11 protein-coding genes are annotated in these 12,947 nt (G+C 64.2%); 10 read left to right on the top strand and 1 reads right to left on the bottom strand.

Going from position 1 to position 12,947, the window contains the following annotated elements; genetic code table 11:
• Positions 1–66: 66 nt before the first annotated feature.
• From QA645_RS12640 to QA645_RS12595, 10 genes are all read left to right on the top strand, one after another.
• Entirely contained in the window at positions 67–1,290 is a 1,224-nt protein-coding gene (locus QA645_RS12640; protein ID WP_254194864.1) for an SMP-30/gluconolactonase/LRE family protein, read from the top strand.
• Positions 1,291–1,386: 96 nt separating this feature from the next.
• The gene (locus QA645_RS12635; protein ID WP_283050563.1) at positions 1,387–2,130 is read left to right on the top strand and encodes a 3-deoxy-manno-octulosonate cytidylyltransferase; all 744 of its coding nucleotides are present in this window, start codon (positions 1,387–1,389) and stop codon (positions 2,128–2,130) included.
• Positions 2,131–2,180: 50 nt separating this feature from the next.
• Entirely contained in the window at positions 2,181–3,299 is a 1,119-nt protein-coding gene (locus QA645_RS12630; protein ID WP_283050561.1) for a D-alanine--D-alanine ligase family protein, read from the top strand.
• 55 nt (positions 3,300–3,354) lie between these two features.
• Entirely contained in the window at positions 3,355–4,452 is a 1,098-nt protein-coding gene (locus QA645_RS12625; RefSeq protein WP_283050559.1) for an FAD-dependent oxidoreductase, read from the top strand.
• Between the two features lie 221 nt (positions 4,453–4,673).
• Positions 4,674–5,918: an ABC transporter substrate-binding protein gene (locus QA645_RS12620; protein WP_254133219.1), complete on the top strand. Its 1,245-nt coding sequence runs from the start codon at positions 4,674–4,676 to the stop codon at positions 5,916–5,918.
• A 91-nt stretch (positions 5,919–6,009) separates the two neighbouring features.
• Positions 6,010–6,885: a branched-chain amino acid ABC transporter permease gene (locus QA645_RS12615; protein ID WP_254133220.1), complete on the top strand. Its 876-nt coding sequence runs from the start codon at positions 6,010–6,012 to the stop codon at positions 6,883–6,885.
• A gap of 1 nt (position 6,886) precedes the next feature.
• Positions 6,887–7,813: a branched-chain amino acid ABC transporter permease gene (locus QA645_RS12610; protein WP_254133221.1), complete on the top strand. Its 927-nt coding sequence runs from the start codon at positions 6,887–6,889 to the stop codon at positions 7,811–7,813.
• Positions 7,813–9,294, top strand: coding sequence for an ATP-binding cassette domain-containing protein (locus QA645_RS12605; protein ID WP_283050558.1), 1,482 nt, complete (start codon positions 7,813–7,815; stop codon positions 9,292–9,294). The genes QA645_RS12610 and QA645_RS12605 overlap by 1 nt, the downstream gene beginning before the upstream one ends.
• A 54-nt stretch (positions 9,295–9,348) precedes the next feature.
• Positions 9,349–10,587: an ABC transporter substrate-binding protein gene (locus QA645_RS12600; protein ID WP_283050557.1), complete on the top strand. Its 1,239-nt coding sequence runs from the start codon at positions 9,349–9,351 to the stop codon at positions 10,585–10,587.
• A 173-nt stretch (positions 10,588–10,760) separates the two neighbouring features.
• Positions 10,761–11,663: an SMP-30/gluconolactonase/LRE family protein gene (locus tag QA645_RS12595; RefSeq protein ID WP_283050556.1), complete on the top strand. Its 903-nt coding sequence runs from the start codon at positions 10,761–10,763 to the stop codon at positions 11,661–11,663.
• A gap of 16 nt (positions 11,664–11,679) precedes the next feature.
• Here QA645_RS12595 and QA645_RS12590 read toward each other — a convergent pair whose 3' ends face one another.
• Positions 11,680–12,945, bottom strand: a complete 1,266-nt coding sequence (locus QA645_RS12590) for an MSMEG_0569 family flavin-dependent oxidoreductase (protein ID WP_283050555.1) — start codon at positions 12,943–12,945, stop codon at positions 11,680–11,682.
• Positions 12,946–12,947: the final 2 nt, after the last annotated feature.

Raw genomic sequence — 12,947 nt, 5'->3', positions numbered from 1 at the left:
GGGACTAACCTTGCCCTTGCTCAGCCGGATCAACCGGCCAGCTGAACACAACCTGGGAGGACGCGAATGACACGCCAACAGCAGCGTGAGCAGGATGCCGCGCTTTCACGACGGACGCTGGTCCAGGGACTTGCACTCGGTGCCGCGGCCACGATGGCCGGAGCGGGCACCGCACTGGCACAGACCGGACCTGCCGCCCCGCCGACGACGATCACCACACCGCCGCGCGACTTCGGCCCGCACGGCGCACCGACCACCTATTTCTGGGACCCCGATATCATCGCGGTCGATCCCTCCTTCAACGATCTGGCGCAGCCCAACACAGCGATCAAGCGGCTCCATACCGGTCTGCTGTGGGCGGAAGGTCCGGCCTGGAGCGCGCAAGGACGGTATCTGCTCTGGAGCGACATTCCCAACAACAGGCAGATGCGCTGGAGCGAGGATGACGGCCGCGTCAGCGTGTTCCGCACGCCTTCCAACAATTCCAACGGCAACTCGTTCGACTTCCTGGGCCGCCAGCTCTCCTGCGAGCATCTGACCCGGCGGGTGACGCGCTACGAGCATGACGGCACCGCCACCGTGCTGTGCGACAATTATAACGGCAAGAAGCTGAACTCGCCGAACGACGTCGTCGCGCATCCTGACGGCAGCTACTGGTTCACCGACCCGCCCTATGGCGGCCAGCTGTATGAAGGTGAGCCCGATGCGGCGGGCGGACCGAGCAACGCGGGCGGCAAGCTCAATCCGCGGATCGGACAGCCGGCCGGCTTCACACCTGGCAAGCGCGAGCTGCCGACCAATTGCTATCGCATCGACCCAAGCGGCCGCGTCGATCTCGTCGTCACCGAGGAGCAGGTGCCCGATCCCAACGGCTTGTGCTTCTCGCCCGACTTCAAGAAGCTCTATGTCGTCTCGACCGGCAAGGGACCGGGCGACACCGGCCCCGGCGGCAAGGGCGAGATTTTCGTGTTCGATGTCGGCGCGGACAACAAGCTGTCCAACGGAAAGCGCTTCTCCGATTGCGTGATCGACGGCGTGAAGTGCGGGCCGGACGGCGTGCGCTGCGACGTCAACGGCAATGTCTGGGCTTCCAGCAATGCCGGTCGCGCGGTCGGCTATAACGGCGTGACAGTGTGGTCGCCGGACGGCAAGCTGCTCGGCCGCATTCGCCTGCCGGAAGTCTGCGGCAACGTCTGCTTCGGCGGTCCGAAGCGCAACCGCCTGTTCATGGCCGCGAGCCAGTCGCTCTATGCGGTGTTCACCGCGACGCAAGGTGCAGGGCCGGGCTGAGCAGGCGTGAGCTGAATTGCGACGAGGCGCCAGCGTTCCCCGCTGGCGCCTCAAACTTGCGTGCGATGTTGCCCGTTCAGGAAACGAAAGGTTTCAATGCGTCCGATCGTGATCATACCCACTCGGCTCGGTTCAACCCGGCTCCCCGGCAAGGCACTGACCGATATCAATGGTCAACCAATGATCTCTCACGTCTGGCGAAGAGGCCTCGAGGCCGATATTGGCCCCGTCGTCGTCGCCTGTGGCGATCAAGCCATCGTGGACGTCATCGACGATCTGGGCGGCCGGGCGGTCTTGACTGAGCCGGCCCTCCCGACGGGATCTGACCGTGCGCACGCAGCGTTGCAGTTGATCGACGCGGAAGCGGCCTACGATGTCGTCGTCGTGCTTCAGGGCGATCTGCCGACCATCGATCCATCGACGATACGGGCGACAATGGAGCCATTGTCCCGGCATGCCGATTGTTCGATCGCCACGTTTGCCACCGAGATCGAGGATCCCATCGAGCTCCAGGCGCCGAGCGTCGTGAAGATCGCCCTCGCGATCCACCCCGGAGAAACCATCGGTCGCGCGGTCTATTTCAGCCGGGCCGTGATCCCCTCAGGGGCCGGGATGCACTATCATCACGTCGGCATGTACACCTACCGCCGCGAGGCGTTAGCGAAATATGTCGGCCTGCCGCGCGGCGTTCTCGAGCAGCGAGAAAGCCTTGAACAGCTCAGAGCGATCGAGAATGGCATGCGGATGGACGCGAAGGTGATCCAGACGGAGCCGCTCGGCGTGGACACGCTGGCCGATCTGGAGCGCGCCCGAGAACTTTTGGCAGCCAGGGCGATCTAGCCGCCCGAGGCCGCACGTGACTTCCGGACAGAGCGCGTGATAATTGAGCCATGGCAGACAAAATTCGCGTCGTGGTTCTCTATGGCGGCAGGTCCGGCGAGCACGAGGTTTCGCTGAATTCGGCGGCCTCCGTGCTCAGGCATCTCGACCGTGCGCTTTTCGAGGTGATCCCGGTCTCCATCGACAAGACGGGTCGCTGGCAATGGAACGATCTTGCCAGGATCGATCCGACGCAGGCGGCCTTGCCGATCCTGCCCGATGCGCCCGAGATGCGGCTTGCCAGAGGCGCCGATGGACGCGGCATTCTCGTGCCGATCTCCGAAAGCGCGACAGGACCGATCGAGATCGACGTCGTCTTTCCGGTCATGCACGGCCCCCTTTGCGAGGACGGCACCGTGCAGGGCCTTCTGGAGCTGGCCGAGGTCGCCTACGTCGGCTCCGGCGTTCTGGCCTCCGCGGTCAGCATGGACAAGGATGTCGCCAAGCGGCTCGCGGACTTCGCCGGCGTTCCGGTCGCGCCGTATCGCGTGCTCACCCGCAAGGCCTTCGCTGCGGATCGTGCCGCGTCTCTCGTCAAGGCGGTCGAGGGCCTGAACCTCCCGGTGTTCGTCAAGCCGTGCAACATGGGCTCCAGTGTCGGCATTCACAAGGTCAAGACGTGGGACGCGCTCGGGCCTGCACTCGACGACGCGTTTCGCTATGACCTCAAGGTGCTGGTCGAACAGGGCATCGACGCCCGCGAGATCGAGGTCGCCGTGCTCGATGGCGAGACGCTGTTCGCGAGCGTCGCGAGCGAACTCAATCCGAACGCCCATCACGAATTCTATTCGTACGAGGCCAAATATCTCGATCCCGACGGCGCCCGCGTCGATCTTCCGGCAAGGCTCGACCCGGCACAGATGGAGCGCGTGCGCGCGCTCGCGGTGCAAGTGTTCGCGGCGCTCGAATGCAGTGACCTCGCGCGGGTCGATTTCTTCCTCGATCGGCAGACCGGCGAATTCTGCTTCAACGAGATCAACACCCTGCCCGGCTTCACCTCGATCAGCATGTATCCGAAGATGATGGAAGCCTCTGGCGTGCCGTATGGAGAGTTGCTGACGCGCCTCGTCCATCTGGCGCTGGGTCGCCATCAGCAGCGTCACGCCCTGGAACGTGGCTATTCGAGCTAGGTTGTCTCCTCGGGATTAGCCGGATCAGGAAACAAGCCATGTCGGGAAACAAGCCATGCGCGTTGTGATCTGCGGCGGCGGCGTGATCGGGGCCTGCACCGCCTACTTCCTCCGCCGCCTCGGCGTCGATGTCATCGTCGTGGAGCCGACCGAGGTCGCGGCCGCGGCCTCCGGCAAGGCCGGCGGCTTTCTGGCGCGCGACTGGTGTGCGGGCACGCCGCTCGATGCGCTGGCGCGACGCAGTTTTGCGCTCCACGCACAACTGCCCGGCGAGATCGCGGGCGATTGGGGCTACCGCCCGATGAGCGCGTATGGCGGCTATGTTGCTCCCGACGGCGATCCGCGCCGGATGACGCCGTCAGCGCTCGGCTGGCTCGGCGACGGCGTCGTCATCACGCAGCGCATCGGCACAACCGAGACGACCGCGATCGTTCATCCGCAAAAGTTCACCTCGGCCGTGATGAACGCGGCGCTGGCGCAAGGCGCCGAGCTTCGCCGCGGCCGCGTCACCGGTATCGTCCGCGACGCGACGCGTGCGAAGGGTATCGCGGTCGAAGGCAATCTCATCGAAGCGGATGCCGTCGTGATCGCGATGGGACCATGGTCGCTGCTCGCGGCGCAATGGATGAGCCTGCCCGCTGTCTATGGCCAGCGCAGCCCGAGCATCGTCTACGACATCGGCCCCAACGTGCCGGCCGATGCATTGTTCCTGGAATGCGAGACGGATGGCAGCGCCGTGTCGATCGAGGTGTTTCCGCGCGCCGACGGCAGCACGCATGTCACCGCGCTGTCCGACATTGTGCCGCTGCCGCTCGATCCGGCTGCGGTGACGCCGGACCGCGATGCGATCGCACGCCTGCAAGCCATGTCGGAGCGGCTCTCGCCGCTGTTTCGTCCTGAAAAAATCATCGCGCAGCAGGCCTGCTTCCGCCCCGTCACGGAGGACGGCCTGCCGCTGATCGGCCGGGTGCCGCAGAGCGAGGGTCTTTATGTCGCGACCGGACACAATGTGTGGGGCATCCTGAATGCGCCCGCGACCGGCGAGGCCATGGCGCAGCTGATCGCGGATGGTACGACGCGCGAGGTGAACCTCGCGCCATTCAATCCGGCCCGGCTCTCGCCGCTCGATCCATCGATGCTGCAAGCGCGCTGAGGCTGCTCAACGGCAGTGCGCCTGCGATACACTCGCATGCCCGCCGACGAAATCTGCATGCCTGTGTGCGGAATATGGCTCCGCCATGCCCGATAATTACGCAGCGCTAGACTTTAGTCCCCATCGTACAATCCTGAATACAGTTTTACTTGCCGAGGATTCTCTCGCCGTTATAGTCGCGCCAATAGCTCAAAGAAGCTTGGTTCAAGGGAGAGAACAACATGAATAAAGCACTCTCTGGTGCATTGCGAAGTGCGCTTGGCGCAGTCGCGACCGGTGCATTGTTGGCAGCGTCAGGCCCGGCCTTTGCGGCCGATCCGATCAAGATCGGCGTCATCGCGGAAGCGCAGGCGATTGCCGGCGCATCGATCCCGCAAGCGGCGCAACTCGCCGCCGACGAGATCAACGCCGCCGGCGGCGTCGACGGCCGCAAGATCGAGATCATCGGTTACGACAATCACTCCTCCTCCGCCGACTCGGTGCGCGCCTTCCAGCGCGCGGTGAACGAGGACAAGGTCAACGCGGTCATCGCCAGCTATATCAGCGAAGTGGTGCTGGCGCTGGAGCCCTGGGCTTCGCGGCTGAAGACGCCGTTCGTCACGCCCGGTGCGGCCTCCAACGAGATCAGCAAGAGCGTTCACGCCGATTACGAGAAGAACAAGTACACCTTCCACGGCTACCTGACCTCGGCCGCGCTCGCGCTCTCGGTCTGCGACGGCGCCAAGGACCTGCTCGTCGACAGGCTGCACATGAAGACGGCGGTCATCATGAGCGAGGACGCCGCCTGGACCAAGCCGCTCGATATCGGCTACGAGGAATGCCTGCCCAAGATCGGGCTGAAAGTGCTCGATCACATCCGCTTCTCGCCCGACACCACCGACTTCACCCCGATCTTCAACAAGATCGAGGGCTCGAAGCCCGACGTGATCATCACTGGCATCTCCCATGTCGGCGTGCAGCCGACGGTGCAGTGGAAGAACCAGCAGGTGCCGATCCCGATGTTCGGCATCTCCTCGCAGGCCACCAACGAAACCTTCGGCAAGGACACCAACCAGGCCGCCGAAGGCGTGCTCTATCAGGGCGTCTCCGGGCCAGGCGTCGCGGTGACGCCGAAGTCGGTGCCGTTCGCCGAAAACTTCAAGAAGAAGTTCGGCAACTACCCGTCCTATGCCGGCTACACCGCCTATGATGAGGTCTACTACATCGCCGACGCCGTGAAGCGCGCCGGCTCGACCGATGCCGACAAGCTGGTCGATGCGCTGGAGAAGACCGACTGGGAAGGCACGATCGGCCGCGTCCAGTTCTACGGCAAGGACGATCCGTTCACGCACTCGATCAAATACGGCAAGGGCCTGATCACCGGGCTGATGCTGCAATGGCAGGACGGCAAGCAGAGCGCGGTCTGGCCGAAGGACGTCGCCAAGGTCGACATCAAGTTCCCGAGCTTCATCAAGCTCTCGAACTAGCAGGAGTAGCTCCCGGGACCACCTCCCGGGAGCTTCCATTTGCGGCGTCCCGCAGCACCTTCCCTCAAGTGAGACTCTCGGCCAATCATCAATGCGAGCTTTCCAGATCCTGATCGATGGCTTTGCCATCAGTGCTCTCTACGCTCTCGGCGCCACCGGCTTCACACTGATCTTCGGCGTCTCCGGCGTGCTCAACCTTTCCCACGGTGCCATCATGGTGGCGGCAGCGGTGGCGGCCTGGGCCGCCGCCAGCGTGCTCAATGTCGGCACCTATGCCGGCGCGCTGATCGGCGTGGGCGTCGCCCTTCTTGCGGCGTTCGCCACCTACTTTGCGGTGGTGAAGCCGATCCAGGACTCCCGGCGCATCCCGAATGAGGAGAAGGAGATCTTCGTCCTCACGGGAACGCTGCTCTGGGGCATCATGATCCAGGAGCTGATCGCCTATTTCTTCACCAACAACGCCAAGACCGTGCTGCCGATCGTCGAGGGTGTCGTCGAGATCCTCGGCGTCCGCACGCCCAAGAACGAGATTTTCACGGCGATCGTGTGCTGCCTCGTCATCGCACTGCTGTGGCTGCTGGTGAACCGCACCCGCACCGGCAAGGCGGTGCTGGCGGCCTCGATGAACCCGCGCGGCGTCACGCTGCTCGGGCTCGAGCTCACCAACATCTACATCGTGGTGTGGGGTATCTACGGCATCCTCGCCGGCATCGCCGGCGTACTGCTCGGCATGTTCCTGGGCGTTAGCTCCTACAGCGTGGGTCCGCTGACCGCGAGCGCGTTCTCGATCGTGGTGCTCGGCGGCCTCGGCAGCGTCTCCGGCTCGCTGATCGCCGCCTTCGTGGTCGGCTATCTGGAAACGCTGACGGCCTACCTGGTCTCGCCGGCTTACCGCACCATTCCGGCGCTGCTGCTGCTCGTGTTCGTCATGTACATCCGGCCCCAGGGCCTTCTGGGGAGGCGCTGAGATGGCGAGCTTCTTTACCTCGCGCCTGTTCTTCGTCTCGCTGGCGCTCGTCATCGTTGCGGCAACCCTGCCGCTTTATGTCTCCGGCTATGTGCTCGGGCTCCTCACCGTCGCGTTCTATTTCGGCGTGTTCGCGATGGCCTGGGACCTGCTGTTCGGCTTCGCGGGCGAAGTGAATTTCGGCCCGACCTTCCTGATCGGCGTCGGCGCCTACACCGCCGGCATTCTCAACGCCCAGTTCGGCTGGTCGGTCTATCTCTGCATCGTGCTGGGCGCGAGCGCCTCGGTCGTCGCCGGCCTCGTGCTGGCGTTGCCGGCGTTGCGCGTCCGCGGGCCTTATTTCGGCCTGACCACGCTGGTCGCGGTCTTGATGCTGCAGAACTTCATCGTCGTGTTCGCCGACCTCACCGGCGGCGAGATCGGCCTCACCATCCCCGACGTCATCAGCATCAATGCCGGCACGAACTACTGGATCGCGCTCGGCTTCATGACGATCTCGGCCGCGATCCTCTATGGCCTGTCGCAATCACCGATTGGCCTGGTGCTGCAAGCCAGCGGCCAGGATCCGGTGCAGGCCGGCGCGCTCGGCTTCAACATCGTCAAGCACAAGCTCGCCGCCTTCATCGTCAGCGCGTTCTTCTCAGGCCTGTCGGGTGCGCTGCTGGTGTTCTATTTCGGCACCGCCTCGGTCGGCACCGTCGTCGACGTCGCGGTCGGCGTGAACGTCATCGTGTCGGCCGTTCTCGGCGGCCGGCGCACCGTGCTGGGCGCAGCACTGGGGGCGATCTTCCTGATCGTCGCCGGCGAATTCCTGCGCCCGACCGGTGAGCTCGCGACCTTCATCGTCTCGGCGGTCGCACTGCTCGTCGTCCTGTTCTTCCCCGGCGGCTTCCTCGGAGCGGCCCTCTCGCGCGAGGCTCGCTCGTAATGGATCAGAGGCTTTCAAACCGGCCCGTGCTGGAAGTCCGCGGCCTGACCAAACGCTTCGGCGGCTTGACCGCGGTGAAGAACCTCGGCTTCGAAGTCAACAGCGGCGAGATCTTCGGCCTGATCGGGCCGAACGGCTCGGGCAAATCCACCGCGATGAAGAGCGTGATGGGCATCGAGCGCCCGACTGCCGGCGACGTGATCTTCGAAGGCGAGAATGTCGCCGGCCTGCCCGCGCACAAGATCGCGCGCAAAGGCTTCGGCATGGTGTTCCAGCACTCGCGGCCGCTGAACCGGCAGACCGTGCTGGAAAACATCATGGTGGCGCTGCTGCCGGACAGCCTGTTCATGCTGTTTCCGGACAAAGCGCTGGTCGAACGCGCCAAATGGATCGCCGATCGCGTCGGCCTCGGCAGCGTGATGAACCGCCGCCCGCCGACGCTGCCCTTCGCCGATTTGCGCCGGCTCGAGCTCGCCAAGGCGATCGCGCGCGACCCCAAAGTCGTGCTGGTCGACGAGCCCTTCGCCGGCCTGACGCGCGCCGAGGTCGATGTCTTCTCCGACCTGATCCGCAGCTTCCGCGATGACGGCCGTGCCGTGATGCTGGTCGACCACAACGTCAAGAGCGTCGCGGCACTGGTCGACCGCGTGCTCGCGATGTATCTCGGCGAAGAGATCGTCACCGGCAAGGCTGACGACGTCATGAAGAACGAGACGGTGCGCCGGGTCTATCTCGGCGGCGCCATCGAAACCCATGCGCGGCCCGAGACCAGCTTCAAGGACAAGGTGCCGCTGCTCCAGGTCGAGAATGTCAGCGTCCATTACGGCAAGGCGCAGGCGCTGGAGAACGTCTCGATCCACATCCACGAGGGCGAGTTCGTCTCGATCGTCGGCCTCAACGGCGCCGGCAAGACCACGCTGTTCGACACCATCTCCGGCTTCCTGCCCTACACCGGCGAGATCATCCGCGGTGGCGAAAAGCTGCGCGGCACCAGTCCGGCCAAGATCGCCCGCAGCGGCCTCGTGCAATGCCCGGAATCGCGCGAGCTGTTCGGCGAGATGAGCGTGCGTGAGAATCTCGATCTCGGCGGGCAGCATCTCGCGGACGACAAGCGCGCGGCGCAGCTCGCCTGGCTGTTCGAGCTGTTCCCGATCCTCAAGGAGCGCCAGGGCCAATTGGCGCAGACACTCTCCGGCGGCGAGCAGCAGATGCTGGCAATCGGCCGTGCGCTGATGATGCAGCCGCAGATCCTGATCCTGGACGAGCCGACGCTGGGCCTTGCGCCCGTCATCCTCGAGCTTTTGTCCAAGGCGCTGGAGAAACTGCGGCAGACCACCTCGATCACGGTGCTGCTCGGCGAGCAGAACGTGACATTCGCGCTTCCGCACGCCGACCGCGTCTATGTGCTGGAGCACGCAAGGATCGTCTGGGAAGGCGATCCCGGCCGCTTCGCCAGCGAAGCCGGCGCCGATTTTCTCTAGTTCGCACGTATCAACAACAAAACAACCCAAGAAAACAACGAAAGGGAAACGACCATGCGATCATCGAGCATCTTGAGCTCTGGCCTCCTCACCTCTGCGCTGGCGCTGTGCCTCGCCGCCCCCGCCTACGCGCAGTCGAACGATCCGATCAAGATCGGCGTCATCGCCGAGGTACAATCGATCGCGGGTGCCGCGACGCCCGGCGGCGCGCAGATTGCCGCCGACGAGATCAACGCCAAGGGCGGCATTCTCGGCCGCAAGGTCGAGATCGTCACCTATGACAACAAGAGCTCCTCGGCCGACTCGGTGCGCGCGTTCCAGCGCGCGGTGAGCGAGGACAAGGTGTCCGCGGTGATCGCGAGCTATATCAGCGAGGTCGTGCTGGCGCTCGAGCCCTGGGCGGCACGCCTGAAGATGCCGCTGATCACTCCCGGCGCCGCCTCGAACGAGATCACCAAGGCGATCCACAACGACTACGAGAAGAACAAGTACACCTTCCACGGCTATCTGACCTCGGCCGCGCAGGCCCAGCTCGTCTGCGATGCGGCGAAGGATCTCCTCGTCGACAAGCTCAAGTTCAAGACCGTCGCGATCATGAGCGAGGACGCCGCCTGGACCAAGCCGCTCGATGTCGGCTACGAGGCCTGCCTGCCCAAGGCCGGGCTGACGGTCGTCGAGCATGTCCGCTTCTCGCCCGATACCACCGACTTCACGCCGATCTTCAACAATATCGAAGGCAAGAAGCCGGATGTGATCGTTACCGGCATCTCGCATGTCGGCGTGCAGCCGACGGTGCAGTGGAAGAACCAGCAGGTGCCGATCCCGATGTTCGGCATCAGCGCGCAGGCGCTGAGCCCGACCTTCTGGAAGGACACCAATGGTGCCGCCGACGGCGTGCCGTCGCTGGCCGTCGCGACGCCCGATGTCGCCGTGACCTCGAAGACAAAGCCGTTCGCCGCGGCCTTCAAGGCCAAGTTCGGCACGCCGCCGGCCTATACCGGCTACACCGCCTATGACGAGGTCTACATCATCACCGACGCCATCAAGCGCGCCGGCTCGACCGATCCGGACAAGATGGTCGCCGAGATGGAGAAGACCGACTTCGAGGGCACGATCGGCCAGATCAAGTTCTACGGCAAGGACGACGAGTTCACCCACGGCATCAAGTCCGGCGCGGGCGCGGTCACAGGCCTCGTCTTCCAGTGGCAGGACCAGAAACAGGTCGTGGTCTGGCCGGAGAAGATCGCGGAAGGCAAGCTGAAGTTTCCGAACTTCGTGAAGCTGTCGCAGTAAGAAGCCAAAGAACGCTTTCACAACGACGATTGCCCGGGGCCTGTCCCCGGGCATTTCGTTTCCGGCTCGATGCACTCTCGAAGTGAAGCACGCTTGCAAATTCGGCAGGGTCGATCACAGTAAGGACCGCACGCAGGCAATCCCAAGAATCTGCGGCTCATCAAGGAGGACACATGCTCCCCTATGTCGCCCACGACCCTCGTTTCGACCAGCTGGTCTTCGGCCACGTCAATCTCGAGAAGCTCACCAACGGCGAATGCCGCTGGGCCGAAGGCCCCGCCTACTTCCCGGCCGGACGCTACCTGATCTGGTCCGACATTCCGAACAACCGGATGATGCGCTTCGACGAGACCGACGGATCGGTGTCGGTGTTCCGTTCGCCGAGCTTCAATTCCAACGGCAACACGACCGATCGCCAGGGGCGGCTCGTGACCTGCGAGCATTTCATGCGGCGCGTCACCCGGACCGAGCACGACGGCTCGATCACCGTGCTGGCCGACGCGTTCGAGGGCCGCCGGCTGAATTCGCCCAACGACGTCGTGATCAAGTCAGACAACTCGATCTGGTTCTCCGATCCGACCTACGGCATCGACAGCGATTATGAAGGGCAGCAGAGTCCGTCCGAGATCGGCGCCTCCAACGTCTACCGGATCGACGGCAGCTCCGGCGCCATCACGCGCGTCGTGTCCGACCGGGTGAAGCCCAACGGACTGGCGTTCTCGCCGGACGAGACCCGGCTCTACGTCGCCGACACCGGCGCGACCCATGTCCGCGGGCTTCCGCCGACGATCTGGTCCTACGAGGTGAAGGGGCAAACGGTCGGGGAAGCCTCGCTGTTTGCCACCTGCCCGGACGGGCTCTATGACGGCTTCCGCTGCGACATCCATGGCAACGTCTGGACCTCGGCGGGCCGCAGCGTGTTCTGCTATGCGCCTGACGGCACCCATCTCGGTACGGTCCCGATCGGCGAGATCGTCGCCAATGTCTGCTTCGGCGGCCCGCGCCGCAACCGCCTCTACATCTGCGGGCAGACCTCGCTGTATTCGATCTATCTCAACACGAAGGCGGCGGTTTAAGTGGATTGCGCCGATATTATGCGACCTCACGCGTTTCGACGCGTGACGCGCTCGATCGCTCGTTGATGTGCTCCGCGACAAAGCCGGTGTCTCGCCCGATTCCCACAAACCGGCCGGAGCCCCAGGTGTAGAGCCACGGCAGGCCGACCACATAGGCGCCGTCAACCGACGTGATGCCCCGCCTGTGGGTCGGATACCCGGTGCCATCGAACATCGGCAGGTCGATCCAGGACCAGTCGGAACGGAAGCCGGTCGTCCAGATGATGCTCGTGACGCCGCTCGCTGCGAGGTCGAGCTCCGTGGGGACCGCACTTGGAGACCATACGGGCTCATAGTGAGGCGTCACGGGTGCAGCGATCCTGTTCTTCGCAATGTGGTCGTCGATCAGCCGGCAGATGCCGTTGTAGACCCGATCAGCGCTGTCGAGATTGGCCTGAAGATCATCGCCAAACTGCAAGGAGGTTCCGCGACCGTCCTTGAGGCGGCCGTAGAGCTTCATGCCTTCGAGCGCGAATTTGCGCAGGTCGATGTCGCGGCCGCCGTCCCGCCCGGTCAAATAGTGATTGGCGTTCTTGCGAACGCCCTCCTTCAGCGAATGCTTGTCGACGGGCAGGTCATACTGACCGAGATCGTCGAGCCAGTCGACCGCATCCCGGCCGCGATAGAAGCGCGGGCAGCGCGGCGCGCTGCCGACGGCGAGATGCACCTTGCGACCGGCCAGATGCAGGTCTTCGGCGATCTGGCAGCCCGACTGCCCACTCCCCACCACGAGGATCTCGCCCGGCGGCAACTGATCCGGATTGCGGTAGGCGGAGGAGTGGATCTGCGTGATCGATACATCGAGCCGGTCGGCAAACGGCAACACTTTCGGGATGTGATAGCCGCTCACGGCCAGCACGACGCTGTCGGCGGCGATTTCGCCCAGCGTCGTCTCGAGCACGAAGCCGCGACCAGACTGCCGAAGGCGTGTAACGGTGACGCCTTCGCGGATCGGCGCACCGATGTGCTTCGCAAAATCCTCGATGTAGGAGACGATCTCGTCGCGCAACATGAAACCATGCGGATCGCTGCCGGTGTATGGAAAGCCGGGAAGCTGGCATTGCCAGTTCGGCGTTACCAGACAGAATGCGTCCCAGCGCTGGGTCTTCCAGGAATGCGCGATGGTATTTTTCTCAAGCACGACATGCTCGATGCCACGCGCCTTGAGTTGCGCGCTCATGGCAAGGCCAGCCTGGCCGCCGCCGATCACCACGACCGGATAATGAGAGTGAAGGTCGGACATGA

Origin of the sequence: Bradyrhizobium sp. CIAT3101, assembly GCF_029714945.1 — a bacterium.
Lineage (GTDB): Bacteria > Pseudomonadota > Alphaproteobacteria > Rhizobiales > Xanthobacteraceae > Bradyrhizobium.
Note: the sequence above shows the minus strand (reverse complement) of the source record. Positions and strands in the feature narration are given on the sequence as shown.